The following is a 25727-nucleotide window of genomic DNA, read 5'->3' on the forward strand; positions in this document are numbered from 1 at the left end:
CCGGTCACCAGCCGCGGTAGCGTGCTCGCGACCGGCCGCGGCCGCCGCCCGCGAAGCGCATCGTCGCCAGCACGCCGACGACCAGGCCGCCGACCAGCGCCAGCGCCAGCAGGGGCGTCGACACGCCGGGGGCCGTCCGGGTCGACTCGGCGGCCGGCACCACCGCGGCCGTCCTGCTCGGCGACGCATCGGGAGCCGGCGCCGTGGGCAGCGCCCGGAAGTCGACGATGCCGCTGGACTCGAGCAGCGTCAGGTGGGTCATCACGAACTGGTTCGCCTGCTGGGCCAGCTTACGCACGGTGTCGTTGCGGGTACTCGCCCGGATCGTCGCGATCGCCGGGAAGATCTTGCCGTGCGCCGCCCGGAGCCGGTCGATGTAGATCTGGTCGAAGTCGGCGCCGGTGGCGTCGCGCATCTCGCCCAGCCACTTCTGCTGGTCGGCGTTGGGCTTGCCGGGCAGCTGGATCTTCAGCTTCCTGGCCGCGGCGCGGGTCAGCGCGTCCAGCGCCACGTGCTGGCCGGCGATCGCCTTGCCGATCTCGCGGATCCGCGGGTCCGCCGACCGCTCCTGGGCCATCTCGCCGGCCGGGATCTCCCACAGCCCGGCCAGGCGCACCTTCACCACGAAGTCGCGGTCGGCGGCCGAGAGCGTGCCCTTGCCGGTGTCGGCGAGCAGCCCGTTCGGCGGCGACGGCACGGCCGGCTCGGCCCGGGCCGCCTCCGGGTCGAACACCAGCAGGGCGAGCGTGGCGATCGCCGGGCCCCAGAGTCGGCGCCACAGTCGGCCGGGAACGTCGGCGTGCATGCGAACCCCTCCCTCAGCGTGTCGGCATGGAGTACGCGGCATCGACCCGATCGGATGAACCTTTTCGCTCCGAAAACACGCTGACCAGCGCCAGGCCCGAGATCACCGCGGCCACCAGCGCCGAGGCCCGCAGGTCGCCGCCGTCGAGCAGCCGGCTGCCGAGGAACGCGCCGGCGGTGATGCCCACGTTGAACGCCGTCGAGGTGCCGGCCGACGCCATGTCGGTGTCGCCCGGCGCGACCACCAGGATCCGGCGGCCCAGCACGGCGGTCATCCCGGAGAGCGCGAACCCGGCGACCGAGAACGCCAGCACGGCGACCACCGGCGACCCGCCGCCCACGAACAGCACGCCCAGCGCCACGGCCTGGCCGGCGACCAGCACGGCCGTCGCCGGCCACAGGCGCCCGGTGGCGATGAACCCGACCGCGAAGACGCCGGCCAGCCCGGCGATGCCGCGCACCAGCAGGATCGGCCCGATCGCGCCCTCGCCCACGCCGGTCACCTCGGTCAGGAACGGGTTGATGCAGGTGAAGGCGGTGAACGCGCCGGTGACCAGGACCGCGACGGTGACGACCAGCAGGCGGTAGCGGCGCCGGTCGGGATCGGTGCCGCGGTCGGTCTCGGCCGCGCCCGGCGGCGTGTCCGGCATCAGGGCGGTGATCACCAGCGACACGACGAGGCCGAGCCCGGCGAGAACCAGGAACGGCACGCGCCAGGTGGTCTGCTGGCCTAGCCAGGTGCCGCCGGGAACGCCGAGGAGCGGGCCGATCGAGCTTCCGGCGTACAGGATGGAGATCGCCTTTCCCCGGTGTTGCGGCGCGACGAGCGCCGCGCCGGCCGGCGTGATGACGGCCCAGAAGAGCGCCTGGCTGAGCGCGATCACCACCCGGCCGGCGAGCAGGGTGCCGTAGTTGGGGGCCAGCGCCGAGACCGCGGTGGCGACGGTCGAGATCATCAGCAGCGCGCCGAGCAGACGCCGGCGGGAGAACCGGTGGGTGGCCCGGGTGAGCGGGATCGTCGCGATCACCACCATCAGCCCGTACGCGGTGACCAGCAGCCCGATGGCGCCGGTGCTCGTGCCGAGGTCCGCCGCGATCTGCGGCAGCAGCCCGATCGGCAGGGTCTCGGTGGTGACGTACAGAAATGTCGAGACGGCCAGCGCCCCCAGGACGGTCCAGTTCCGCATGGTGCTTCCCCCTTGACGGAGTCTTGGTGGTAGCTAATGGCTACGCTACCACCTTCCGCGCGCTATGGTGGAAGCATGGCGTTGCCGCAGTTTCACATCGTCGGCGGCCACCCGGCGTTGGACCTGGTCAACACGGTGGCCCCGCGGGTTCCGGCGGGCCCGCACGAGGACTACCTGGATTCGCCCGAGGCGGTCGTCGAGTGGGCCCGCCGGGCCGGTGTGATCTCCCCGTCGGAGGCGCCGGTTCCGTCCCCCGAGTCGCTGGCCGACGTGCTGGCGCTGCGCGCGCTGACCGAGGCCGCGCTGGCCGGCCGCGAGCTCGACGCCGTGGTCGCCCGCTGGTCGGCCGCGATCGCCCGCGCGACCCTGACGCCCACTGCCGGCGGCACGTTCGCGCTGGTCGTCGGCACCGCGCCGGCCACGATGATCGGCGACCGCCTGGCCGACGCCCTGGTCGACCTGCTGCGCAACGCCGACCTGTCCCGCCTGCACTCGTGCCCCCTGGAGCAGGGCGGCTGCGGCTGGCTGTTCCTCGACCGCAGCCGCAACCAGTCCCGCAAGTGGTGCACGATGGACGACTGCGGCACGCACGCCAAGTCCCGCCGCCTGACCGAGCGCCGCCGCGAGAAGGCCGCAGCCCGCCCGAAACGCTGAGCCGTCGCGTCGAGGGGTCAGTCGCGGCAGGGCTCGACCGCCGGCCGGGCCGGGGCCGGCACCGCGGCCTTGCCCAGGGTCTCGTCGAAGGCCTTGGTCCAGCGCCCGTCCCGCTCGGCGTCGGTGATCACGCGGCTGAGGAACTCGCAGAACGCGCGGTCGCCCTTGGGGTAGCCGATCCCGTACGCGTCGTCGGAGAACTCGGGCCCGACCACGGCCAGCTTCGTCGGCAGCTGGGCGACGTAGCCGAGCAGGACCACGCCGTCGGTGGTGACGCCGTCGACCGAGCGGGTCAGCAGGCGCCGCACGCAGCTGGTGTAGGTCTCCTCGGCCACCGGTGCGGTGCCGTACAGCTCCTGCCACCGCACGATCGAGGTCGACCCGCGGGCCGAGCAGACCCGGCCGGCGGCGATCCGCTCGGGGCCGGTGAAGACGTCCTTGTCGGCCCCGCGGACCAGCAGCTGCTGGCCGGTACGGAAATAGGGCCCGGCCTGCCCGACGACCTTCCGCCGGCTCTCGTTCATCGAGTAGGAGGCGACCACGATGTCGACCCGGCCCTGGACCAGGTACTCCTCGCGGACCCCGGACGTGGTGGTGACGAAGGTGATCTGCTTGCGGCTGAGGCCGAGCTCGGCGGCGACGATGGTGGCGATCTCGATGTCGAAGCCCTCGTAGTGGTTGGTCGCGGGGTTGAGGAAGCCGAGGCTGGGCTGGTCGGACTTCACCCCGATGCGGATCCGGCCGCTCTGCTGGAGCCGTTGCATGGTGGTGCCGGCGTCGAACGCGACCGGCTCCGGGCGACGGCAGGCGGCGGCGGCCGGCAGGGCGCCGGCCAGCAGGACGCCGGCCAGCGCGACGGCCGTCAGCCGTCTCATCGCGGTTCACCGAGGCCGGCGTCGCGGGCCTTGGCCACGGCGGCGGCCCGGTCACCCACGTGCAGCTTGAAGAGGATCGCCGAGACGTGGTTGCGCACCGTCTTCTCGGACAGCGCCAGCCGGCGGGCGATCTCGTGGTTCCCGCATCCGCCGGCCACCAGCGTCAGCACCTGCCGTTCCCGGTCGGTCAGCTCGGGGAAGACGGTCGCGGCCCGGTCCTGGCCGGCGCCGATGAAGAAGTCGCTGATCCGGTGGGCGACGCCGGTGCCGTACACGGACTCGCCCGCCGCCACCGCGAGGATCGCCCGGGTGATCTCGGTGCGGTCCGCGCCCTTCAGCAGATAGCCGCGGGCGCCGGCCCGCAGCGCGCCGATCAGCGCCTGGTTCTCGTCGTGCATGGTCAGCACGAGCACCTTGGTCTCGGGGTGGCGGGCGAGGATCGCGCGGGTGGCGGCCGCGCCGTCCAGGTCGGGCATGGTCAGATCGGTGATCACGACGTCCGGCTCGGCGTCGTCGACCAGGCTCAGCAGCTCCCGGCCGCCGGCCGCCTCGCCGACGATCTCGATCTCGGCGTTGCCGGCGATGGCGGAGACGAGCCCGTAGCGGAACATCGGATGGTCGTCGGCGAGGACGACCCGGACGGGATGGGTCATGACGGCTCCAGCGGCAGGGTGGCGGTGATGGTGGTGCCGGTGCTGCCCGAGCTGATCTCCAGCCGCCCGCCGAGGCTCTCGGCCCGCCGGCGCATCGAGGTCAGCCCGATGCCGGCGACGGCCGACCGGGTGCCGTGCCCGTCGTCGGCGACCACGATGCGCAGGGCGCCGTGCGGCACGCCGACACTGACCCGCACGTGGCGGGCGCCGGCGTGCCGGGCGACGTTGGTCAGCGCCTCGGTGGTGATGCGGTAGGCGGCGTTCTCGACGTCGGCCGGCAGGCTGGGCAGCACGCAGGTGTTGAGCGACACCGGCACCTTGGACGACATCGTGGCGGCATGCCGGCGGATCGCCTCGGCCAGCGTCATCGTGTCGAGGGCGGCCGGGCGCAGGTCGTCGAGGATGCGGCGGACCTCGGCCAGCGCGACCGCCACCTCGTCCTGGATCCGGCGCAGCAGCGGGCTGTGGTCGGTGTCGGCCAGGGCCTCCAGACCCAGGCCGATGCCGGAGAGGGAGGGGCCGAGGCCGTCGTGCATGTCGGCGCGGAGCCGGTCGCGCTCGGCCTCGGCCGCGGTGACCACCCGGTCGCGTTCGGCCTCCAGCTGCTCGGTGAGCTGATAGGCGCGGACCACGAGCGCCACCTGCAGGGCGAGCACGGCCAGCAGCCGTACGTCGGAGGCGGTGTAGCGCTCGCCGGGCCGGCGGGGCAGCACCCGCACCTCGCCCAGCGCCGTGCCGCCGAACCGCAGCGGCAGGTTGGTCGTGGGCGCGGCGTCGTCCTCGGCGCCGACCCCGGCCAGCCGCCGGCCGTCGACCCCGATCAGGCTGGCGCCCGGTGCGTGCACGGCGGCCATCACGCTGGTGAGCGCCGCGTCCAGGGGGTCGCCCTGGCCGGTGCCGGCGACCCGCTCGCCGAGCGCGGTCAGCGCCTGGATCGGGTCGCCTCGCTGGCCGTAGAGCAGCCGGTCGGCGGCGCGTTGCAGCCGGTCCCGGGCCGGGGCGAGCGCGACCGCGACCGCCGCCGCGGCGATCACCCCGGGCAGCGGCCGGCTGTCGAGCGCGGCCCCGACGACCGCGCCGGCGGCGGCCGTGACACCCAGATAGGCGGCCACGACGGCCGAGGTGTACATGCCGTAGACCAGACCGCGCCGCAGCACGGTCTCGATGCCGAACAGCCGGTAGCGCAGGACGCCGACCGCCACCGCGATCGGGACCAGCAGCAACGGCAGCAGCATCAGGACGTTGGCGAAGCCGGCGGTGACGAAGAACGACGCGGCCAGGAACGGCATCACCACGCAGATCAGCAGGGCCAGCTGCTGCCGGCGGGGGAACTGGGCGCGGTAGAGCCGCAGCACCGTGCCGACCCAGATCACGATCATCGACAGCACCAGCAGCGGGGTGAACACCCAGGAGCTGATCCGGCTCCACTGCGCCCACTGCGCCGGCAGCGCCGGGATGGTCGCCCCCACGTCGGTCGAGAGGAAGACGGTGAGGTCGTAGACGCGTGGGCCGGGGACCAGGACGTCGGCCAGGCGGTCGGGGAACCGGGGCACGATGCCCCAGCCCAGGGCCGCACCGGGGTCGACCACCGGGAACGGGATGCAGAGCATCAGGACGACGATCGACACCGTCGCCGCCCCGGCCGGCCACCGCCACCACGCGCCCGGCAGCCGGCCGTCCGGGTAGAGGGCGAGCAACAGGGTCGGCGGGACGAGCCAGCCGGGCAGGTAGAGGGCCGGCCCGAAGTAGGCGCCCCACGACGGCGAGCTGCCGAGCAGCCCGTACCCGCTGTAGGCGGTGATGCAGACCGCCGCCGCCTGCGACACGCCCACCCCGAGGACCAGCCAGCCGACCGCGTTGCGCGGGCGCACCGAGGCCAGCACCGCGCCGGTGATCGCCCAGACCAGCGCGAGCACGCCGCAGGCCACGACGAAGGCGGGCCCGGTGAACGGCTCGGGCGCGAAGAACCAGGTCTCCTCGCTCGGCCGGACGATCTTCCGCCACGCGACGGCGACCACGACGACCGAGAACGTCGCCGCCGCTGCCGCACCGGACCGGGCGAACCTCACCCCGTCAGTCTGTGCCCGCCGGGAGCCGCCTTCCAGTGCGAATGTCCTGACCGGACGGGCAATGGTCCCGGCTCACCCGGGACCGTGACCCGGCCCGCCGCCCGCCCGCGGCCGGGCACGCCGCCCGGCCGGCGGGGACGCCCGGCTCATGCGCCCGGCCACCCGGGCGCCGCACGGTCGAGAAACTACCGGACCACCGAACGATCCAAGGAGCACGTGCCATGAACATCTCCGCCACCACCACACGCGTCCTGCTCGCCGCCGGCCTGGCCGCCGGCGCGCTGGCCGTCGTCTCGGCGACCCAGAGCTCGGCCCAGGCGGCCGCGTCGCCTGGCGCGATCTTCCGTCGCGCGGCCACCAGCGTGGTCCTACCGACGACCGGCGGTCCCGCCGACACGATCGTCTCGGTTCCCCTGCCGGCGGGTGACTGGGTCCTGCAGGCCAAGGCGAACGCCGTGTACTTCGGGCAGCCGGAGGACTTCGTCCGCTGCGGCATCTTCCTCAACTACGGGCGCATCCCGGCCTCGGTCGGCAGCACCGCCCACGTGGGTACGCACCTCGGCAGCGGTGGAACCTACGTCGGTCTGCTCTCCAACGTCGCCGTGGTGCACACGACGGCCGCCGGCTTCGCCGAGCTGATGTGCTCACACGATCGCACCGTCCTCGCGGGGATGCCGGTGCCCTACATCGAGGACGCGGCGCTGCTCGCCACGCGTCCAGGAGTGATCGACGGTTGACTGCCCGCCGGCGCGGGTGGCGTGGCCGCCGCCCGCGCCGGCGCCCGGGCCATGGGGAGGATCTGATGGACAACCTCAACACCGCGTCTTCCGGTTCCGTGGACCTGCTGGCCGCGATCCGGGAACGGCGGGAGCGCACGGACAGCTATCTTCGCTCGGCCGGCGCGCGGCGGCGGCTGCTGATCAACGCCGGCCTGGTCGGGGCCGCGCTGGCGACCTTCCTGACCGCGGCGCCGGCCTTCGGCGGGCAGTCGTTCGCGACCTGGCTGACCGGCGTCTTCTCCCTGTCGTCGCCGGCATGGCGGCTGCTGTGCGCCGCCGCGGCGGTCTGCTCGCTGGCCGCCACGGTCGCCACCCAGCTGCTCAAATCCCATCAGGTCGACGAGCGGGTGGCGGCCGCGCAGGCGGTGCGGGCCCGGCTGGAGGCGCTGGAGATCCGGGCCGGCCTCGGCCAGATCGGACCGGCCGAGGCGGTCGCCGGGCTCATCAAGTGCGTCGAGGACGCCGCCTTCGTCTGGCCGTCGGCGCCGCGCCCCGCCCCGGCCGGCGGCCGGACCGCCGGGCCCCCGGCCCGGGCCACCGGCCGGGCAGCCGTTCCCGCCGCCGGCTGCGCCTGCGGGACGGCCCAGGGAGCGGCTGCTCAGGCCCCGGCCACGCCGGTCGAAGTGCCATGAGGCGGGCCGTGAGAAGCGTTCGACACGCCGGGGATGAGGGCGGTCAGCATCGCGGCCACCGTCGACACGTACGCCTCGTTGTCCAGCGCGTCGTCCCACGTGGTCTGCACCAGCAGCCCCTGGTAGACGGCGATCAGGATGCGGGCCAGCGAGTCCGGGTCGATCCCCGCCGGCAGCGGCGCCGACGCCAGGGCCGACGCGACCGCGGCCCGGGGATCGTCGACGTTGCGGCGCGACCGGGCCCGGATCCGCGGGTTGCGCACCGCCTCGGCCCAGATCTGCACGCCGAGCCGGATGCGGGCCGCCGACTCCGGCGCCCCGACCGCGCGCAGGTGGTCGAGGTAGGCGGCGGCCCGCTCCGGAACCGGGCCGGACGAGAAGACCAGGCGCTGGTCGTGCCACTCGTCGACGATCGCGGCGATCACGTCGTCCTTGCCGGCGAAGTAGCGGTAGACCAGGCCGGCGCTGATGCCCGACTCCCGCACGATGTCCTGCATCGACGTCTTGTGGAAGCCGTCGCGGGCGAAGCACGCCGCCGCCGCGTCGAGGATCTGGCGGCGGCGGGCGGCCCGGTGGGCGTCGCTGACCTTGGGCACTACCGGATCTCCGCGGCGGCGACCCGGTAGAACGACGCCGCCTGCTCGTCGCGGCCGAGCGGGTGCAGGTAGCGGCCGGCCGCCTCCCGCGTCGACATGTCGAGCGCCAGGCGCATCCCCCGGGCGCCGACGTAGGCGGGCAGCTCGGCCGGGAGGAACCCGAAGGTCCACGGCTCCCCCTGCCGGCTCACCGCCCGCGGCCATGGTCCCGCGTCGATGGCTCCGGACAGGACACGGCGGTCCACGTACGTGAAGATGAGCGTCGACCCCGAAGCCGTGAGCGCCGCCACCTCCCGCAGGGTGGCATCGACCGCCGGCTCGGTCAGGTAGTTGGTCACGCCCTCCCACACCACCACGGTCGGCTCGAGCACGGCGAACCCGGCCTTACGCAACGCACCGCCGAGGTCTTCGGCGAGCAGATCCACCGGTACGAAGTGAACGTGTCCCCGCCGCTCCGGGCGCACGGCCCCGCGCAGCAGCCGCCGCTTCACCGCCTGGGTGGCCGGGTGGTCGGCCTCGAAGACCGGCACCCGCTCGATGCCCGGCAGCCGGTAGGCCCGCGCGTCGTAGCCGGCCCCGAGCAGCAGCACCTGCCGGGCGCCGCCGTCGAGCGCCGCCAGCACGAGGTCGTCGATGAGCCGGGTGCGGGCCACCGCCGAGGGCCGCGGCCCGGGCCAGCGCCGGTCGATCAGGCGCGACAGCCGCAGCCCGACCGGCCGCACCCGGGCGAGCCGGGCCAGCAGCCGGTAGCCCCCGCCCAGGAACCGCACCGCGAACGGGTCGTCGAAGACCCGGTCACGCCCGCGCGCGGTCTCCAGCGCCCGGAAGAGCGCGACCTGCTCGGCGGTGCGGCTGGCCCGGTTCTGCATGGGCCGAGAATAATGAATGAACGTCCATTTTTCCAGAGCGGCACTCATCAGCGGGCGTGATCGGTTCCGATCGGGGATCGTCGTTGGACACCGGTCGCACGGCGGCGCGATGCTGCTGACCATGACTGACGCCTACGACGAGCCGGCCGGCATCGCCCCGCGCGGCACCGTGCTGGTCGCGGCCGGGCGCGGCGAGACGGCCGCCGCCTACGCCCGCTTCGGCCGCCGCATCGCCGCCGACGGCTACCGGGTCCGGGTGCTGCCGGACGTGACCGCCGACCTCGGCGCCGGGCTGGCCGAGGCCGGGAAGCTGCTGGTCGACGACCAGCTGCCGGGCCCGCACGTGGTGGTCGGCTCGGACACCGGCGCCCTGTTCGCGCTGGCCCTCGCCGCCCGGGGCGCGCCCGGCCTGGATGCGCTGGTGCTGGCCGGCATCCCGGTCGGCGACGCCGCGGACGGGGGTGGGGACGACCGGGGCTGGGACGACCGGGGCTGGGACGCCGAGATCGAGGCCCGGACGGCGTGCCCCACCCACCGCCGGGTGCTGAGCGAGGGCGCGGCCACCCCCGGCGCCCTCTTCGTGGCCCCGGCGCCGATCGAGGTCAGCGGCCACATCACGGTCCCGTCCCTGGGGCTGCACGGCGACGCCGACCCGATCAGCCCGCTCGATCAGGCCCGGTCGCGCTACCCGGGCACGCTGGTGACGATCGCCGGCGGCCGGCACGACGTCCTCAACGACCTCAGCCACCGTACGGTCGCCGCCACCATCGTGCTGTTCCTGGAGCGCCTGCGGCTCGGCCCGGACCTTCCCCGGATCGCCACGGTCGAGCGGTGAAGGAGCTCATCGAGGCGCTGGCCGCGACCGCCGCCCACCACGACCAGACCGGCGCGTTCCCGCACGACGGCATCCGCCGGGTGCACGAGGCCGGCCTGCTGACCGTGACCGTGGCCGAGCGTCACGGCGGCCCGGCGGTGCGGCCGGCCGAGCTCGCCGGCATCCTGCGCGACCTCGGCCGCGGCGACCCGTCGGTGGCGCTGATCACCTCGATGACCCAGCTGCCGCATTTGCTGCAGGCACACCGCCCGATCTGGCCGGAAGGGCTCTACCGGCGGATCCTCGACGAGTCGGCGGCCCGGCCGACGCTGCTCAACATCTGCCGGGTCGAGCCCGACCTCGGCTCGCCGTCGCGCGGTGGCCGGCCCGCGACCACGGCCCGGCGCACCGGCGCCGGCTGGTCGCTGACCGGGCACAAGCGGTTCGTCACCGGCGCCGAGGGCCTGGCCTACTTCCTGGTGTGGGCGGCCACCGACGAGCCGGAGCCGCGGATCGGCACCTTCGTCGTGCCCGCGGAGTCGCCCGGCATCGAGATCGTCCGGACCTGGGACCCGCTCGGCCTGCGGGCCAGCGGCAGCCACGACGTCGTGTTCCGCGACGTGCTCATCCCGTACGACCACGGGTTGGATCTGGGCGGCACCCGGCCGGACAGCGCCGCCCTGCATCTCCCCCTCGCCGCCATCTACCTCGGCGTGGCCCGCGCCGCCCAGGAGTACTTCCACCGGTTCGCGCGCGAGCGGGTGCCCGCCAACCTGGGCCGACCGGTCGCCACCACCGACCGCTTCAAGGCCGCGGCCGGCGAGATCGAGACCCTGCTCAGCACGGCCGAGCACCTGCTGCTCACGGCGGACGACCCGCTGACGGCCCGGGTGATCGTCAACCGGCACGCGGTCGCGGCGGTGACGCTCGCCGTGCGGATGCTCGGCAATCCCGGCCTGAGCCGCGGGAACCCGCTCGAACGGCACTTCCGCGATGTGCAGAGCGCGCTCGTGCACGCGCCGCAGGAGGACGTGTCGCTGCTGGCGATCGGGGCCGCCGCCCTGGCAGAGTGACCGCCATGACGCACGCCTGGCGGATCGAGGACCGGGAATACCGCCGGCAGGAGGAGCGGCGGGGGCGGCGGCACGCGTACGTCTCGATCCGCCCCGAGGCGACGGCGCTGATCGTGGTCGACATGGTCCCGTTCTTCGCCGAGGAGAGCGCGTACGTCCGCGGCATCGTCCCCAACATCGCCCGCCTGGCCTCGTCGACGCGAAGCGCGGGTGGGCTGGTCGTCTGGGTGCTGCCCGGGGCCGGCGAGCCGTCACCGGTGGCCGAGGAGTTCTTCGGGCCCGAGCACGCCGAGGCGTTCCGGCTCAGCGGCGGCGAGGGCGGCCTGCGCGAGCGGCTGTGGCACGAGTTCGAGGTGGACGACGCCGACCTGCTCGTCGAGAAGTTCGCCACCAGCGCCTTCTTCCCCGGCAAGTCACCCCTGCCCGGGCTGCTGCGCGAGCGTGGCATCGACACCGTGCTGATCACCGGGACGGTGACCAACGTCTGCTGCGAGGCGTCCGCGCGCGACGCCAGCACGCTCGGCTACCGGGTCATCATGCTGGCCGACGGCAACGCGGCCCGCCGGGACGAGGACCACAACGCGACGCTCTACACGATCTACCGCACGTACGGCGATGTCCGCACCACCGACGAGGTGATCGGACTGCTGCAGGATTAGCGTTGCCAACTCCCCGGATTGCGCGTAACGCTGGAAGCGCATCCCTTCTGGAGGCGGCCATGCTTCGAACGCGGATAGTGGTTGGCGCCGACGGCTCGCCGAGCTCGATCGCGGCGGTCCGGTGGGCGGCGGCCGAGGCCGAACTGCGCGACGCCGAGCTGCGGGTCCTCACGGCCTATCAGCGGCAGGTTCCGGGACAGCAGGGCGACGCCGGCGCGGCGTCCATCGTGCACGAGGCGGTGCGGCAGGCGCGGTCGGTGGCGCCCGGCATCGACGTACGCGGCATCGCCCACCCCGGGTACGCGGCTCCCATGCTCCTGCACGCCGCCGAGGAGGCGGTCCTGCTCGTGGTCGGCGACCGGGCCCGCGGCAGCGTCCCCGGCCAGCCGGCCGGCTCGGTCGGCAGCCAGGTCGCCACCCAGGCCCGCACATCGGTGGTGGTCGTGCGCGGCCGCCCCGACTGCGACACCGGCCCGGTGGTGGTCGGCATCGACTCCGACGCGGCCGGCGAGGCGATCGTCAAGCGCGCCTTCGAGGAGGCGGCCATGCGCGGCGCCCCGGTGCTGGCGGTGACGGCGGCCAGCGAGGGCGGGCGCTCGGCCGCGAAGGAGGCGCTCGGCACCGAGCTCGACGGGCGCCTCGACCCGTGGCGGCAGAAGTTCCCGCACGTGCACGCCGAGCACGAGTACGTGTCGGGCCGCCCCGACCAGGTCCTGGTCGACCGGTGCGAGCAGGCCCGGCTGGTCGTCGTCGGCCCGCGCCGGCACGGTTACGAGGGCGTGCTGCTGGGTGCGGTCGGTTCCCGCCTGCTGCGGCGCGCGGACTGCCCGGTGCTGATCGCCCGCTAGCCGGTCCTGAAGCACTGCGACGCGATCGACAGCCGCAGGTCCGGAGCGAGGTCCAGGGTGTAGTGGTCGGGCGTGGTGGCGTGCAGGCCGGCCGCGGCGGTCGCCGGTGACCCGACCGTGTAGCCGTCGCGCCGCCATTCGTCGCCGACCTTGGCCAGCGTCGCCGCCTCCTGGCCGTCCGGGACGGTCAGGAGGTAGAGACCCTGCACGTAGAAGGTCTCGTCCGGGTCGGAGAGGCGTCCGTGCCCCTGCGGGCAGCCGGTGACGTTGGTCGCCGACCGGGTGAAGGTGGCCACCCCCGAGGCGGCGAGCGTGATCCCGGCGTACAGCTGAACCTGGTCCTTGATCGTCTTTTGCGGCATCGCCGGGAGATCGCCGCCGCCACCGCCGCCCGAGCACCCGGCGCTCAGCGCGCCGATCACCAGGCCGAGGGTCAGGAGGCGTCTCATCCGGACAGCATCCGCCCGCCTGCGGCCGCGTGTCCTCGCCCCGGGCAGATGATGTGCTCATGCAGGACGAGCCCGCGGGCGTGACGACCGCGTCCCTGACCGCTGCGCTCGCCGGCGGCTGGGGCATCAGGGCGCCGACACTGCGCTACCTCCCGGTCGGCGCCGGCGGCTACCACTGGGAGGCCGACGGCCGCTGGTTCCTGACCGTGACCGACGCCGCGTTCGCGCCGCTCGAGCGGGCCTTGCGCACCGCCCTGTCCCTGCACCTGCCGTTCGTGGTGGCCCCGATCCCCGCGCGCAACGGCTCGCCCCTGCGGCCCCTGGCCCGGCCCTTCAACCTGGCAGTGTTTCCCCTGGTGGACGGGGTGGCGGGCGAGTTCGGGCCGCATCCGCCCGCGGACCGGCCGGCCGTGATCGACATGCTGGCCGCGCTGCACCGGGCGCCGGCCGGGGCCGCTCCCCCGCCCGAGCTGCGCCTGGCCGGGCGGGCGTCGCTGGCGGCCGGGCGGGCGTCGCTGGCGGCCGGGCGGGCGTGGGCCGGTGGCCCGTATGCCGCCGCCGCCCGCCGGCTGCTGCGGGAACACGCCTCGCTGATCGCGTCGAGGCTGGCCGAGCTGGACCGCCTGGGCCGGATCATCGCGGACGCCCCCACGGTGGTCACCCACGGCGAGCCGCATCCGGGCAACATCCTGCGTACGCCGGACGGCCCGCGCCTGATCGACTGGGACACCGTGCGACTGGCACCACCCGAGCGCGACCTGTGGTTCGCCGACGATTCGGCGTCGCTGGCCCGCTACGCCGCCGCCACCGGCCACACTCCCCGCCCGGAGGCGCTGGCCTTCTACCGCCTCATGTGGAACCTGGCCGACATCGCCGCGTACGCCGCCGCCCTGCGCCGCCCGCACGCCGAGGGCGGCGACGCCGAGGCGGCACTGCGATACCTTCGTGCCAATCTCGCCTGAGCGTTCAGTGCGCGGTGGGCCGGTAGACCAGCTCCTGGGTGTGACCGTCCAGGGTCCGGCTCTCCAGCAGCTCGAGGTCGAAGTCGCCCGCGCCGCCGAAGATCGGGCTGGTGCCGGTGCGGCCGGAGATGACCGGGAAGATGGTCACCTGCACCCGGTCGACCAGCCCGGCGGCCATCATCGCCCAGTTCAGCGAAAGGCTCGCCTGCGAGCGCAGCGGCACGTCGGACTCCTCCTTGAGCCGGCGAACGATCTCGACGGCGTCGCCGCCGGCGATCGTCGCGTCCGGCCAGCCGAGGGTGTCGGCGAGCGTGGACGAGATCACCGTGGCCGGCGAGCGCATGGTCCGGACGTTCCACTCGTCGAGGGCGTGGGGGTTGATTCCCGAGGACATGATCTGAGCCATCTCCCGGAACGTCGTCGCCCCGTACACCATCCGCTGCGGCGTGTCGAAGAGCGCGGCCCGGCGGGCGAGCAGCTCGGGACCCTGCTTGCCCCAGTAGCCGCCCCAGTCGGCCTCTTCGCCGAACGAGCCGTAGCCGTCGAGGGTGGAGAAGACATCCCAGGTGTAGAGCGCGGTCATGACGGTTCCCTTCGTCGAGGTGTGCTTCCACCCTCACCACGAACGGCCCGCTCGCGATCCGACACTCTTCCCGGAGCAATCTGCATCCGCGGTACTTCGAGCCCGACCGACCAGCCGACGACCCCGGCCGGGCGGCCGCCGGCGGCGTCGCGCCGCCACCACGCTGGTCCGCCACACGCAAATGTTCGAAACAATTGGCGACGGTTGCCGACCATTCACCGACCGCGGCGCCGCTGACGCAATAGCGGCTTTTGAAGGTACGATATGGAGAAACAAAACAGCGCTCCACCCGGGGCGAGGCGATACCGTTCACCGTTTCCCGATACTCCGCCGGGCATGGCGCAATTCCGCCCGGCTCAACCTGGCACGCCTCAACGTGGGCCGCCTCTATCTGGATCGGCTCCATCTGAGCCGGCTCCAATTGGGCCGGCTCCAATTGGGCCGCCTCCGCCTCGGCCCCCTCTACCTGGGTCGACTCCAACTTGGCCGCGTCGACCGGGACCGCCTCCACCTGAGCCGCCCCCACCTGAGCCGCCCCCACCTGAGCCGCCCCCACCTGAGCCGCCCCCACCTGAGCCGCCCCCACCTGAGCCGCCCCCACCTGGGCCGCCTCGACCTGGGCCGCCGTGATCTGATCCCACCCAAGCCCGTCCGGATCGGCCTGGCGCTCGCCGCGGCCGTCCCCGTTTGCGGGCACCACCGGGCACGCACTCGCCCGGCCGCGCGCACGAAGCAGCCGCTCGGCATGCCTGCGCGCCAATCCCCACTCGCGATGTCGCTCATGCGCCCGCCGAAACTCATGGGCACGATCGGAATAATGGCGAGACGCAGTCGGATCACGCATTTCGGCCAACTTCGCCACCGTGAACAACTGCATCTGCCGCATGCATAAATTATTCCGCGGCCGCCCTATCCCACGTCAGTATTCGATCATGCCAAACTGAATTGCCGGTTCGCGACACATCCTCTTCTTCCGCCATGCGGCGCGGCCGCGCAGCCGCCCACCTCCACCAACAAGCGGTCACCGGTGGCGTGCCGAAGCGGTCGTTGACCGGCTTGAAGTCGTCGAGGTCGATGAGGAACACGGTCGCCGAACGGGAGCGGCTCAGGTTGCGCAGGAACAGCGCACGGTTTGCCAGGCCGGTCAGCGCGTCGTGAAAGGCCTGCTTGGTGAGGCGCGCGGCGAGTTCGTCGCGTTCGCGCAGCAGCTCTCCGATCCGGCGGAGCGACCGCCTTGACGACGCCCGCTACTTGAAGCAGGCGCGCCGGGCGTGACTCAGGTGACGCTCAGCCGGATCAGGTGCGATCGGCACGCGCGGGCGGCGGCGGTCAGCGGGCGGTCGCGGCGGTGCAGCACGGCGATCGGCGGGTGCGGGATCGCCGGGCGCAGCGTCACGATGTCGATCGGCGGGCCGGGGCGGGTGGCGGCCGAGCGGGCCAGCAGGGCGACGCCGAGGCCGGCGGCGACCAGCTCGCGGATGCTGGCGGCGCTGTGCGTCGCGAACGGGATGCGCGGGGTGAACGGCGCCGCGGCCAGCAGGATCTGGTGCAGGCCGCTGCCCGGCGGCAGGCAGACGAACGGTGACGACTCCAGGTCGGCGAGCGAGGTGACCGGGCGGTGGCCGGGCGGGAGGGCCAGGACCAGGTGCTCCTCGGCCAGGCGGCGCGCGGTGAAACGGGGCGGCAGGTCGGGATGCGCGGGCCCGACGACCAGGTCGGTCTCGCCCTCGTCCAGGGCCGCGAGCAGGCCCGCGACCAGGTCGGAGCGCAGCGACAGCTCGACTCCCGGATAGCTCGCGCTGAAGGTCGCCAGCGCGCGGGGCAGGTCGAACGGGCCCAGCACGGCGGTCGCGCCGATGGTGACCCGGCCGCGCAGGACCGACGTCAGCTCGGTCAGGTCGGCGCGGGCGCCGTCGAGCTCGGCCCGGATCCGGCGGGCCCGGCTGAGCAGCAGCTCGCCGGCCTGGGTGAGGGTGACGCGGCGGGTGGTGCGGGCGAAGAGGGCGACGCCGAGCTCGGCCTCCAGCGCGCGGATCTGGGCCGAGACGGCGGACTGGGCGAGGTGCAAGTGCTCGGCGGCCCGGGTGAAGCCGCCCTGGCGGGCGACGGCCTCGAACGTGGCAAGCTGACGTAGTTCCACTCATTCATCGTCCACGGCGATTAATCCGTACGCCAATCGCTGTTGGCCCCGGACCGGGGACGACGGGAGGCTGGGTCGCATGGAGTTACGGAATCTCGGTGGTTTGACGTGCTCGGCGGTGGGGTTCGGCTGCATGGGGCTGTCCCAGGCCTACGGACCGGCCGACGAGGACGAGTCGGTGGCGGCGATCCGGGCGGCGCTGGACGCGGGCGTGACCCTGCTCGACACGGCGATGAGCTACGGCTCGGGGCACAACGAGCGGCTGGTGGGCCGGGCGATCGGGGGGCGGCGCGACGAGGTCACGCTGGCGACCAAGTTCGGCATCGTGCGGGGCGAGGAGGGCGTACGCCTGGACGCGCACCCGGCGCGCGTCCGGCACTACTGCGAAGGGTCGCTGCGGCGGCTGGGCGTCGACGTGATCGACCTGTACTACCTGCATCGGGTCGATCCGGCCGTCCCGATCGAGGACTCGGTCGGCGCGATGGCCGAGCTGGTCCGCGACGGGAAGGTCCGGTTCCTCGGCCTGTCCGAGGTCGGCCCCGGGCAGATCCGGGCCGCGGCGGCCGTGCATCCGATCGCGGCGATCGAGTTCGAGTGGTCGCTGTCGTGGCGGGAGCCGGAGGACGAGGTGGTGCCGGCCGCGCGGGCGGCCGGTGCGGGCCTGGTCCCGTACAGTCCGCTCGGCCGAGGCCTGCTGACCGGGAAGCTGCCGGCCGGCCCGTTCCGGCCCGGCGACTTCCGCGCCTCGGATCCGCGCTTCGCGGGCGAGGCCCTGGAGCGCAACCTCGCCCTGGCCACCGCGGTCGGCGACGTGGCCGCGCGGCACGGCGTCACGCCCGGGCAGCTCGCGCTGGCGTGGCTGCTCGCCCGCGGCCCGGACGTCGTCCCGATCCCCGGCACCCGCAACCGTTCCCGGGTGGCCGAGAACGCGGCCGCGGCCGCCGTGAAGCTCTCCCCGGCCGATCTGGACACGCTCGAGCAGGCGGCGCCGAGGGAGGCCTGGCAGGGCGACCGGCGGTCGTTCGCGGCCCGGGGCACTACGCGATCGTGAACGACACCCCGGTCAGCTCCTCGGAGAGCTCCCACAGCCGGCGCCCGGCCGCCGGGTCGAGGGCGGCCGGCGCCGGCTCGACCACGGCCGGCTGACCGCGCAGCTCGCCCGGCCCGTCCGGACCGATCAGCTGACCTCCCCGGACGGCCGGGTCGGTGGCGGCGTACAGCAGCGGCAACGCTCCCTTCGCCGCGTCCTGGGCGAGCAGCGGATTGCCGATCTTCTCCAGGAGGAACCGGTGCAGCCCGGTCGGCCCGTTGCTCTGCAGGTTCGTCCGTGAGTACCCGGGGTGGGCCGGCACCGACGTGACCGGGCTGCCCGCCGCCGTCAGCCGGCGGTGCAGCTCGATCCCGAAGACGGCGTTGGCCAGCTTCGACCGGTTGTAGGCCGCCTTCGGGTCGTAGCGCGGCCCCTCCTCCAGGCGGCCCTTCTTGGCCAGCACCGAGGTGACCGGGACGACGCGGGCGGCCGGGGCGGCCTCGAGGCGGGGCATCAGCAACAGGGTCAGCGCGAAGTGGCCGAGGTGGTTGACCGCGAACTGCATCTCGTGGCCCTGGGCGCTGCGCGCGTACGGGATGGCCATCACCCCGGCGTTGTTGACCAGCACGTCGATCGGCTCGTCGACGGCGGCGGCGAAGGCGCGCACCGAGTCGAGGTCGGACAGGTCCAGGCGCCGGGCCTGGTGGCCGCGGCCGGGCAGCGAGTCGCGGACGGCGCCGCCGCGATCGGTGTCGCGGACGGCCAGGATGACCCGGGCGCCGGCGCCGGCCAGCGCCCGGGTGACCTCGAGGCCCAGCCCGCTGGTGGCGCCGGTGACCACCGCGATGCGTCCGTCCTGGGGTGGCGTGTTCCAGCGCGTCGTCATAGGCACATCATGCAGTTCGTGGCACTCAGTGTCAACTACTGCATGCCGTACCATCGTCGGCATGAAGCCGTCGCCCTCGCTCGCCGACCGCAAACGGCAGCTCGTGGTCGACGAGCTGACCGAGGCCGCGCTGCAGACCCTGGCCATCAAGGGCTTCGACGCCACCACCGTGGACGAGATCACGGCCGCGGCCGGCGTCTCCCGGCGCACCTTCTTCCGCTACTTCGCGTCCAAGGAGGACGTGGTCGTCCAGCTGCTCGCGAGCATCGGCGAGGTGATGTGCGCCGAACTCGCGGCCCGGCCCGCCGGCGAGACCCCGGCCGTGGCGCTGCGGCACGCGGTCGCGGCCGCCCTCGCCGACTGCGCCGGGCCGCCGGCGACCGAGGGCCGGTACGGCGGGCACGCCGAGAAGGCGCTGCGCGTGGTGCAGATGGTGATGGTGACGCCGCCGCTGCTGGCCCGGTTCCTGGAGCGGCAGGCGCAGTGGCAGGACGACCTGACCGGGCAGCTGGCCGCGCGCTACCCCGGCGACGACCTGTTCGCCGCGCTGGCGGCGGGCCTGGCGCTGAACGCGCTGCAGGTGGTGGTCAGGCGCTGGGCCCTCAGCGACGGCGCCGAGGACGCGCAGGCGCTGCTCGACCGGGCGTTCCGCCAGCTCTCCCCCGCGCTCACTCGCTGAAGGTGACGTGCTCGAACGGGATCGACTTGTAGGCCAGGGCGATCCCGCCCCCGCCGAGCGCGGCCGGGGCGGCCAGCCAGAGCCAGAGCGGTTCCTCGGCACCGTCGACGGCCAGCACGATGACGGCCTGGACGGCGGCGATCAGCAGCAGCACCGACGCGACCTGGTAGACGCGCGGGCGGAACCGCCGCACGACCGGGCGGCGGCGGGCCAGCCGGACGCCGGGAACCTCATCGAGCATCGCCGCTCCCTCGATCAACTGGGAGCGGAGATTACAGCGTGAGGCCCCGCCGCGAAAGGACCTCCAGGCGGTCGGACGCGTAGCCGACCATCCAGTGTGGATCCAGCCGGTACAGCCGGACGTCCTCGCCCCAGCTCAGCGGCGAGCTATCGTAGTGCGCCGTCCAGTGCTCGAGGGTCTCGGTCCAGTCGTCGTCGCCGGGGACCATCCGCTGCGCCCGGCCGTGGCTGAAGACACCCAGCTCCTCGCCGTCGATGTGGGCGACACTGACCGCCGGCCGGCGTTGCATGTGGCGGGCCTTGGCGGCCGTGCCCGAGGTGCTGAAGGTCCAGGTGGCGTGCAGGAAGTGCCCGTCCAGCGCGCTGATCCGCGGCTCACCGCGGGCCGTCACGGTGGCGACGCTGAGCACCTTCATGCCGGTGAGCAGGCCGGTCAGGTCCTCGGCGGTGAGGGTCCGGCGGGCGTGCACGATGTTGCGCAGGTGGCTGGTCGCGCCCGCAGGCGACCGGTCGAGCAACCGCTGCAGCGCGGCGATCTCTTCGGCGTTCTCCAGCATGACCACAACGTAGACCCGCCACGCTTTAATGGACGCGATGACTTTGCGCGTGGTGACGGCCCTCGTCGCGATCCTGGCCGGCGCCGCCGCGCCGGTCGCCCTGACGTCCCCGGCGGCGGCCTCGGCGAAAGACCCGGCGACGGTCTGCACCATCACCGACAAACGGATGACCGAGCTCTCCGGGCTGGCCGCCACCGGCGACGGTTATGTGGTGGTCAACGACGGCTCCGACATCGCCGCCGATCGGAAGATCTTCTTCCTCGACCGGCGCTGTGCGGTCACCCGGGCCGTGTCCTACCCGTCGCGGCCGCGCGACACCGAGGACCTGGGGCTCGGGCGGGACGGGACGGTCTGGGTCGGCGACATCGGCGACAACGAGCGCGACCGGGAGACGATCGGCCTCTGGCGGCTGGCGCCGGGCGGCGGCAAGCCGGTGCTCTACCGCCTGGCCTACCCGGACGGCGCGCACGACGCCGAGGCGCTGCTGATCACGGCGGCCGGGACGCCGGTCATCGTCACCAAGGGGGTGGCCGAGGGCAACGTGTACGTGCCGGGGGCGGCGCTGGAGGCCGGTCGGACGACCCCGCTGCGCCGCGCCGGGGCGGTGACGCTGCCGATCACGAGCACGCCCAACCCGTTCTCGATCGCCGGCCACCTGCTGATCACCGGCGGGGCGGTCAGCCCGGACGGGCGGCGGGCTGTCCTGCGTACGTATGCGGACGCCTTTGAATTCGATGTCACGGACGACGACATCGTCGGGGCCATCACCCGGGGCCGGCCGCGGGCCATCCCGTTGCCCGACGAGCCGCAGGGCGAATCCGTTTCCTACACCGCCGACGGCACCGCGCTGCTGACGGTCTCCGACGGCCGCAAACCCGGCATCCTGCGATATTTCCTACCAGCGGGATCGGCGTCAGCGCCCCCACCGGCGTTGTCGTCGCCGTCGGCATCGGCATCGGGCGCGTCCACGTCCGCACCGTCGGCGTCGGGGGCGTCCCCGTCTGCACCGTCGGCGTCGGCGGCCAGGACGAACTCCGCCGCGACGCGCCTCGCCGGCCTGCCCTTCGGCGCCATCCTCACCGGACTGGCCCTCATCCTGATGGCGCTGGTGATCGGCCTGGTCATGGCCGTCCGGCGCCGCTGACCCGGGCCGGGATGACGACAATCGACGCCATGGAGTACTTCTTCTGGTGCCGTGACCGCCCGGGCACCTTGGACCTGCGGTGGAAGCTGGCCGAGGAGCACTGGAGCTTCATGGACGCGTACGCCTCCCGGATGATCGCCCGCGGCCCCACGCTGACCGCCGATCGGTCCGCACCCACCGGCAGCGTCCACATCGTGGATCTGCCGGACGCCGCGGCCGCGCGCCGGTTCGCGTTCGAGGAGCCGAACTACCGCGCCGGCGTCTACCGGGACGTCCTGATCCGCCGCTTCGAGAACCGGTCGGGACGCACGATGTGGCAGTTCCCCGGCACCGACGAGGAGGGCCGCTTCCTGCTGCTCGGCCACGCCCGGCCCGGTTCGGCGCCGCCGCGGGACCTCGACGACGAGCGGGTGATCGTGCAGGGCCCGTTGTTCGCCGAGGACGGTTCGGCCTGGCTCGGCACCGCCGTCCTGGCCGAGGCGCCCGACCTGCTCGACGCCTCGCTCTACGCCGCGGTCGAGGCGCATCCGTGGCAGTTCGGCGGCCGCCGCTGACTCCGGTCTCGTCCGGTGTCGTCCGGGATCGCGCCGGTCGATCTCCGTGCGGGCGCACAGTCGAAGGCACATCCGGCGACCTTGCACTCGGGGATCGTCTCGCCGGATGTGCGGGTGGAACTGGGGCGGCGGCCCCACCCGATCGAAACCTCAGCCCAGCGCGGGGAAATCGCGGCGGAGCGCTTGCGCCAGGGGGCTTCGCACTTGCTCGTACGCGGTGAGCGCCGCCCGCAGATGTTCCTCCGCCCGCCCGTCGCCGGTCGCCGCGAGACTCCGGCCGATGCCTTCGCGGGCGCGCGCCCGTTCGAGCGGGATGCCGGTCTCGTCGTTGAGGGCCAGCGCCTCCTCGTGGTGGCGCAGCGCCTCCCCCGGACGCCCCCGGCCCAGCTCGGTGCGGCCCAGGTTGTTCAGCGCCTCCTCCAGCCCCGGCCGGTAGCCGAGCCGGCGCAGCGTCTCGACCGCCCGCACGATCTCGGCCCGGGCCTCGTCCTCGCGGCGCAGCCCGCGCAGCGCGCTGCCCAGCTCGTTGTGCGCCACCGCCTCGCCGAGCTCGTTGCCCAGCTCCCGGAACTCCTCGATCGCCTGCCGCTGCAGGGCCGCCGCCGTCTCCGGCTCGCCGGCCAGGAGACGCGCGACGCCGAGCTGGGACAGCGCGTCGGCCGACCCCAGGCGCTCGCCCAGCTGCCGGAACAGCGCCAGAGCCCGGGTCAGCGAGTCGATCGCCGCCCCGGGGTCACCGCCGAGGTACTGCGCCGCGCCCAGGTAGTTGAGCGCCGTGGCCTCGCCGAGCCGGTTCTCCAGGCCGCGGGCGAGGTCGAGGGCGCTGGTCAGCGAGGCCGCGGCGTCCGCATAGCGGGCGAGCAGGTACTCGGTGACGCCGAACTCGCTGAGCGCGATGGCCCGGGCCGGCAGATAGGTCGACCGGCGGGACGTTGCGACGGCCCGCTCGGCGAGGTCCCGGGCCGTCCGGTAGTCCCCGGCGAACCGGTAGGTGACCGCCAGCGTGTAGGTCGCCTGCGTCTCCCCGGTGGCGTCGCCCAGCTCGGCGTAGCGGCCGATCGCGTCGTTCAGCACGTCGATGGCCGCCGCGAACCGGCCGTCGAAGCGCAGCGCCATGCCGAGCTGGGTCAGCGCGTCGGCCCGGTCGAGACCGGTCGGGGCGAGGCCGGCCGACTCGCGCAGGGCGGCGACCGCCTCCGGGTAGCGATCGGCGAGCACGCAGGCCACGCCGTATTCGAGGAGCGCCGTCGAGCGGGCGCGCGGATCGCCGGTGCGGCCGGCGGCACGCACGGCGACCTCGTAGAGGTCCAGCGCCATGTCCCACGGGCCGGCCTGCCGGACGTACGGGAAGATCGCGTCGGTGAGCGCGACGGTGGTCTCCGGATGCCGCGCCCACGCCTGCGCGACGGACAGCGCGATGTTGCCGGTCTCGGTCCGCAGCCAGCGGGTGGCCGAGTCGAGCGTGTCGACCCGCGGGCCCGGCGTCCCCTCGTCGCCACCCGGTCGCGGCCGGATCTCGTGGAACGCGGCGGCCCGCCGGGCGGTGGCCAGAAAGTAGCGCAGCAGCCTCCCCTCGGCCGCCGACCGCTCCCCCGGGTCGTCGTCGCGGCCGATCGCGTACTCCCGCACCAGGTCGTGGAAGCGGAACCGGTCCTGCCGCGCCTCGTCGAGCAGGTGGTCGCGGTAGAGGTCCTCCAGCCGGGCGGCGGCGTCGCCGACCTCGGCGCCCAGGATGGCGGCGGCCGCCCAGGCGTCCAGATCGGCGCCCGGGTGCACCGAGAGCCGCCGGAAGCTCTCCCGCAGCGTGGGATCGAGCGCCCGGTAGGAGACGTCGAACGCGGCGTGCGCGGCGCCCGTCTCCTCGCCCATCTCCTGCAGCAGCCGCTCCACCGTCCACGACGGATGCGTGCGCAGGCGGGCGGCGACCAGCGCGATCGGCAGCGGCAGGCGCCCGCATCGGGCGACGACGGCCCGGATGTCGTCGCTCTCCTCGGCCCGGTCACCCCCCGCGATGGCGACGAAGAGGTCGTACGCCTCCCCGGCCGTCAGCGTGCCGACCCGCAGCGGCCGGGCGTGAATCATCGTCGGCATCCGGTTGCGGCTGGTGATCAGCACCAGCGAGCCCGGCGCGCTCGGCATCAGCGGCTGCACCTGCTCGGCGTCCGCCGCGTCGTCGAGCAGCAGCAGAAACCGCTTGTCGCGCATCTGATGCCGCCACACGGCGGCCCGGGCGTCCACGTCGGCCGGCATCACCGCGGCCGGCACCCCCACCTCCCCGAGCAGCGAGGCGAGTGCTTCCCCCGGCGTCAGCGGCGCCCGGTCGGGCCGGTGGCCGCACAGGTTGAGGAAGAGCCGCCCGTCCGGGTACCGGTCGCCGAGCCGGTGCGCGGCGTGGACGGCCAGGGCGGTCTTGCCCGCGCCGGCCATCCCGTCGATCAGGAAGACCGAGTTCTTTCCGCCGTCCGCGCTCTTCTCGCCTGCCGCGCTGTTCCCGCCGCCCGCGCTGTTCCCGCCGCCCGCGCTGTTCCCGCCGCCCGCGCTGTTCCCGCCGCCCGCGCTGTTCCCGCCGCCCGCGCTGTTCCCGCCGCCCGCGCTGTTCCCGCCACCCGCGCTCTTCCCGCCGTCCGTGCTCTTCTCGCCGCCGCCCAGCAGCCGCGCCAGCTCCGCCTGCCGCCCCACGAATCCCGCGACGTCCGGGGGCAGCGACTCGGTCGCCAGCGGCACCGGCGGCGGCACCGGCTCCTCGCCGCGCCGCCGCCGTTCCGCGTCGGCCAGCTCGACCAGCGCGTGCAGCTCGGCCCGCCAGACCTGCACATCATCCGGCACGCTGAGCGCGTTCCCGTGCCGCCGCGCGTAGGCCACGCAGGTCTCCACATAGGGCCGCACGAAGTCCCATTGCGGCGGCTCTTTGACGTCCCCGTTGAGCACGGCATAGAGCTGGCTGCGCCCGAGCGGCACAGCGTCATTGCGGGCGAGCGAGTCGATCGTCGGCCCGCCGGCCTCGAGGCGCAGCCGCCTGAGCCGCAGGCAGAACGACCGGAGGACCTCCGCCGTAGCCACCATGCATCCATCGTCGCCCATACCGTCCAGGGCCACCACGCCCGCGCGGGCGCGTTCACCCCACCGCGCGGGTGCCCACCCGCGCATGCTCACCCACCGCGCTCAAACCAGACCGGCGGCGTTCGCGCGCAGCCGGCGGGCGCGGTGGATCCGGCGCGGGACCGGGGGCGTGGGCTGCGGCGCCGAACTCACGGCCCGGCGGGGGACGGCCGGGCGAGGGCTGCGGCCGGAACTCACGGCCGGGCGGGAACCGCGGCGCTGAACTCACGGCCCGGCGCGGGACGGCCGAGCGTGGGCTGCGGCGCTGAACTCACGGCCCGGCGCGGGACGGCCGGGCGAGGGCTGCGGCGCTGAACTCACGGCCGGGCGGGAACCGCGGCACTAGACTCACGTCGCGGCGCGGGACGGCCGGGCGTGGGCTGCGGCGCGGAACTGACGGGCCGGTCGGGGAACCGGGCGAGCGAAGGAGAATCCGCTGATCGACTCACCGGTGGCCGTGCGCGGGGGCGGCGCGGCGGATGTGGCGGCGCTGGCGGAGTTGCGTGACATCGCGGCCGACGAGCTTCCCGCGTACGCCGCATGGGTCGCCGCCCACCGCGAGACCCACCTGCCGTTCGTTGCCGAGATCGGCGGCCGCGTGGTCGGCGTCGCGTGGCTGCTTGTCGCGGAACGGGTGCCCGGCAACGGGTCGATGGACCGGCGCTACGGTGACGTCCAGTCGGTCATGGTCCGCGCGGAGCATCGCGGCCGGGGCATCGGCGCCGCGCTGATGGCCGCGATCCTCGACGAGGCCCGGGCCCGTGGGCTGCTGCACGTGACCGTCCACTCCGGACGGCGGGCGGTCGGCTTCTATCTGCGCAACGGTTTCGAGCACCACCGCCAGCTGCTGCTCTGGGAGCCGGCCGAGTAGAGCGGAATCACCCGCCGGCGG

The 25727-nt window shown here is 74.2% G+C and carries 28 protein-coding genes; 13 read left to right on the forward strand and 15 right to left on the reverse strand.

All coding sequences use genetic code 11. The features are described 5' to 3' along the window. Nucleotides 1-4 precede the first annotated feature (4 nt). Together ACQP2F_RS24405 and ACQP2F_RS24410 are read right to left on the reverse strand one after the other, a co-directional pair. Complete coding sequence (locus tag ACQP2F_RS24405) at nt 5-805, reverse strand: DUF4142 domain-containing protein (protein ID WP_433291017.1); 801 nt, start codon at nt 803-805, stop codon at nt 5-7. 13 nt (nt 806-818) lie between these two features. Then, complete coding sequence (locus tag ACQP2F_RS24410; protein ID WP_433291019.1) at nt 819-1991, reverse strand: MFS transporter; 1173 nt, start codon at nt 1989-1991, stop codon at nt 819-821. Nucleotides 1992-2066: 75 nt separating this feature from the next. Between ACQP2F_RS24410 and ACQP2F_RS24415 the strand changes: the two genes are divergently transcribed. Further along, nucleotides 2067-2645 carry a CGNR zinc finger domain-containing protein gene (locus tag ACQP2F_RS24415; RefSeq protein WP_433291021.1) on the forward strand — a complete coding sequence of 193 codons (579 nt, stop codon included), beginning with the start codon at nt 2067-2069 and terminating at the stop codon, nt 2643-2645. A 17-nt stretch (nt 2646-2662) separates the two neighbouring features. On the opposite strand, the gene ACQP2F_RS24420 is transcribed toward ACQP2F_RS24415, so the two are convergent. Genes ACQP2F_RS24420 through ACQP2F_RS24430 form a run of 3 tightly spaced genes read right to left on the reverse strand, consistent with a single transcriptional unit; the run spans nt 2663 to nt 6242 of the window. Beyond that, the gene (locus tag ACQP2F_RS24420; RefSeq protein WP_433291023.1) at nt 2663-3520 is read right to left on the reverse strand and encodes a glutamate ABC transporter substrate-binding protein; all 858 of its coding nucleotides are present in this window, start codon (nt 3518-3520) and stop codon (nt 2663-2665) included. Beyond that, on the reverse strand, nt 3517-4173 hold the full coding sequence (locus ACQP2F_RS24425; RefSeq protein WP_433291025.1) for a response regulator: 657 nt from the start codon (nt 4171-4173) through the stop codon (nt 3517-3519). The genes ACQP2F_RS24420 and ACQP2F_RS24425 overlap by 4 nt, the downstream gene beginning before the upstream one ends. After that, on the reverse strand, nt 4170-6242 hold the full coding sequence (locus ACQP2F_RS24430; protein ID WP_433291027.1) for a sensor histidine kinase: 2073 nt from the start codon (nt 6240-6242) through the stop codon (nt 4170-4172). The genes ACQP2F_RS24425 and ACQP2F_RS24430 overlap by 4 nt, the downstream gene beginning before the upstream one ends. A gap of 221 nt (nt 6243-6463) precedes the next feature. On the opposite strand from ACQP2F_RS24430, the gene ACQP2F_RS24435 reads away from it, so the two are divergent. Together ACQP2F_RS24435 and ACQP2F_RS24440 are read left to right on the forward strand one after the other, a co-directional pair. Continuing rightward, complete coding sequence (locus tag ACQP2F_RS24435) at nt 6464-6979, forward strand: hypothetical protein (RefSeq protein ID WP_433291029.1); 516 nt, start codon at nt 6464-6466, stop codon at nt 6977-6979. 65 nt (nt 6980-7044) lie between these two features. Then, nucleotides 7045-7653, forward strand: coding sequence for a hypothetical protein (locus ACQP2F_RS24440; RefSeq protein WP_433291031.1), 609 nt, complete (start codon nt 7045-7047; stop codon nt 7651-7653). Here the strand turns inward: ACQP2F_RS24440 and ACQP2F_RS24445 are convergent. Both ACQP2F_RS24445 and ACQP2F_RS24450 read right to left on the reverse strand, forming a co-directional pair. After that, a complete protein-coding gene (locus ACQP2F_RS24445; protein ID WP_433291033.1) occupies nt 7620-8249 on the reverse strand; it encodes a TetR/AcrR family transcriptional regulator in 630 nt (209 codons plus the stop codon). The two genes, ACQP2F_RS24440 and ACQP2F_RS24445, sit on opposite strands and share 34 nt — an antisense overlap. Beyond that, a complete protein-coding gene (locus tag ACQP2F_RS24450) occupies nt 8249-9118 on the reverse strand; it encodes a class I SAM-dependent methyltransferase (RefSeq protein ID WP_433291035.1) in 870 nt (289 codons plus the stop codon). Before ACQP2F_RS24450 ends, ACQP2F_RS24445 begins: the two co-directional genes overlap by 1 nt. Before the next feature lie 121 nt (nt 9119-9239). Here ACQP2F_RS24450 and ACQP2F_RS24455 point away from each other — a divergent pair, with 121 nt between their 5' ends. From ACQP2F_RS24455 to ACQP2F_RS24470, 4 genes are read left to right on the forward strand one after another with little or no spacing between them, the layout of a single operon-like run. After that, nucleotides 9240-9953, forward strand: coding sequence for an alpha/beta hydrolase (locus ACQP2F_RS24455; RefSeq protein WP_433291037.1), 714 nt, complete (start codon nt 9240-9242; stop codon nt 9951-9953). Beyond that, nucleotides 9950-11005, forward strand: a complete 1056-nt coding sequence (locus tag ACQP2F_RS24460; protein WP_433291039.1) for an acyl-CoA dehydrogenase family protein — start codon at nt 9950-9952, stop codon at nt 11003-11005. Before ACQP2F_RS24455 ends, ACQP2F_RS24460 begins: the two co-directional genes overlap by 4 nt. Before the next feature lie 5 nt (nt 11006-11010). Next, complete coding sequence (locus ACQP2F_RS24465) at nt 11011-11664, forward strand: isochorismatase family protein (RefSeq protein ID WP_433291041.1); 654 nt, start codon at nt 11011-11013, stop codon at nt 11662-11664. Nucleotides 11665-11723: 59 nt separating this feature from the next. Continuing rightward, nucleotides 11724-12512 (forward strand): universal stress protein, encoded by a 789-nt coding sequence (locus ACQP2F_RS24470; protein WP_433291043.1) that lies wholly within the window; start codon nt 11724-11726, stop codon nt 12510-12512. On the opposite strand, the gene ACQP2F_RS24475 is transcribed toward ACQP2F_RS24470, so the two are convergent. Next, nucleotides 12509-12961, reverse strand: a complete 453-nt coding sequence (locus ACQP2F_RS24475; RefSeq protein WP_433291045.1) for a hypothetical protein — start codon at nt 12959-12961, stop codon at nt 12509-12511. The two genes, ACQP2F_RS24470 and ACQP2F_RS24475, sit on opposite strands and share 4 nt — an antisense overlap. A 59-nt stretch (nt 12962-13020) precedes the next feature. Here ACQP2F_RS24475 and ACQP2F_RS24480 point away from each other — a divergent pair, with 59 nt between their 5' ends. After that, nucleotides 13021-13923, forward strand: coding sequence for a phosphotransferase (locus ACQP2F_RS24480; RefSeq protein WP_433291047.1), 903 nt, complete (start codon nt 13021-13023; stop codon nt 13921-13923). Nucleotides 13924-13927: 4 nt separating this feature from the next. Here ACQP2F_RS24480 and ACQP2F_RS24485 read toward each other — a convergent pair whose 3' ends face one another. The 3 genes from ACQP2F_RS24485 to ACQP2F_RS24495 form a co-directional block, all read right to left on the reverse strand. Further along, nucleotides 13928-14506 carry a dihydrofolate reductase family protein gene (locus ACQP2F_RS24485; RefSeq protein WP_433291049.1) on the reverse strand — a complete coding sequence of 193 codons (579 nt, stop codon included), beginning with the start codon at nt 14504-14506 and terminating at the stop codon, nt 13928-13930. Between the two features lie 893 nt (nt 14507-15399). Further along, nucleotides 15400-15723 (reverse strand): diguanylate cyclase domain-containing protein, encoded by a 324-nt coding sequence (locus tag ACQP2F_RS24490; protein ID WP_433307603.1) that lies wholly within the window; start codon nt 15721-15723, stop codon nt 15400-15402. Between the two features lie 59 nt (nt 15724-15782). Next, nucleotides 15783-16646, reverse strand: a complete 864-nt coding sequence (locus ACQP2F_RS24495; RefSeq protein WP_433291051.1) for a LysR family transcriptional regulator — start codon at nt 16644-16646, stop codon at nt 15783-15785. Between the two features lie 133 nt (nt 16647-16779). On the opposite strand from ACQP2F_RS24495, the gene ACQP2F_RS24500 reads away from it, so the two are divergent. Then, the gene (locus ACQP2F_RS24500) at nt 16780-17697 is read left to right on the forward strand and encodes an aldo/keto reductase (RefSeq protein ID WP_433291053.1); all 918 of its coding nucleotides are present in this window, start codon (nt 16780-16782) and stop codon (nt 17695-17697) included. Here the strand turns inward: ACQP2F_RS24500 and ACQP2F_RS24505 are convergent. Further along, nucleotides 17684-18562: an oxidoreductase gene (locus tag ACQP2F_RS24505; protein WP_433291055.1), complete on the reverse strand. Its 879-nt coding sequence runs from the start codon at nt 18560-18562 to the stop codon at nt 17684-17686. The genes ACQP2F_RS24500 and ACQP2F_RS24505 overlap by 14 nt on opposite strands. A gap of 61 nt (nt 18563-18623) precedes the next feature. Here ACQP2F_RS24505 and ACQP2F_RS24510 point away from each other — a divergent pair, with 61 nt between their 5' ends. Further along, nucleotides 18624-19241 (forward strand): TetR family transcriptional regulator, encoded by a 618-nt coding sequence (locus ACQP2F_RS24510; RefSeq protein ID WP_433291057.1) that lies wholly within the window; start codon nt 18624-18626, stop codon nt 19239-19241. Here ACQP2F_RS24510 and ACQP2F_RS24515 read toward each other — a convergent pair. After that, nucleotides 19231-19482: a hypothetical protein gene (locus tag ACQP2F_RS24515; RefSeq protein ID WP_433291059.1), complete on the reverse strand. Its 252-nt coding sequence runs from the start codon at nt 19480-19482 to the stop codon at nt 19231-19233. The two genes, ACQP2F_RS24510 and ACQP2F_RS24515, sit on opposite strands and share 11 nt — an antisense overlap. Nucleotides 19483-19513: 31 nt before the next feature. After that, nucleotides 19514-20038, reverse strand: coding sequence for a pyridoxamine 5'-phosphate oxidase family protein (locus tag ACQP2F_RS24520; RefSeq protein WP_433291061.1), 525 nt, complete (start codon nt 20036-20038; stop codon nt 19514-19516). A 37-nt stretch (nt 20039-20075) separates the two neighbouring features. Here ACQP2F_RS24520 and ACQP2F_RS24525 point away from each other — a divergent pair, with 37 nt between their 5' ends. After that, nucleotides 20076-21182 (forward strand): hypothetical protein, encoded by a 1107-nt coding sequence (locus ACQP2F_RS24525; RefSeq protein WP_433291063.1) that lies wholly within the window; start codon nt 20076-20078, stop codon nt 21180-21182. Nucleotides 21183-21193: 11 nt separating this feature from the next. After that, entirely contained in the window at nt 21194-21736 is a 543-nt protein-coding gene (locus tag ACQP2F_RS24530; protein WP_433291065.1) for a YciI family protein, read from the forward strand. Between the two features lie 150 nt (nt 21737-21886). Here ACQP2F_RS24530 and ACQP2F_RS24535 read toward each other — a convergent pair whose 3' ends face one another. After that, a complete protein-coding gene (locus ACQP2F_RS24535; protein ID WP_433291067.1) occupies nt 21887-24799 on the reverse strand; it encodes a tetratricopeptide repeat protein in 2913 nt (970 codons plus the stop codon). Nucleotides 24800-25286: 487 nt separating this feature from the next. Between ACQP2F_RS24535 and ACQP2F_RS24540 the strand changes: the two genes are divergently transcribed. Further along, nucleotides 25287-25706 (forward strand): GNAT family N-acetyltransferase, encoded by a 420-nt coding sequence (locus tag ACQP2F_RS24540; protein ID WP_433291069.1) that lies wholly within the window; start codon nt 25287-25289, stop codon nt 25704-25706. The last annotated feature ends 21 nt before the right edge of the window (nt 25707-25727 follow it).

It is taken from the genome of Actinoplanes sp. CA-030573, assembly GCF_050951115.1.
Classification (GTDB): domain Bacteria; phylum Actinomycetota; class Actinomycetes; order Mycobacteriales; family Micromonosporaceae; genus Actinoplanes.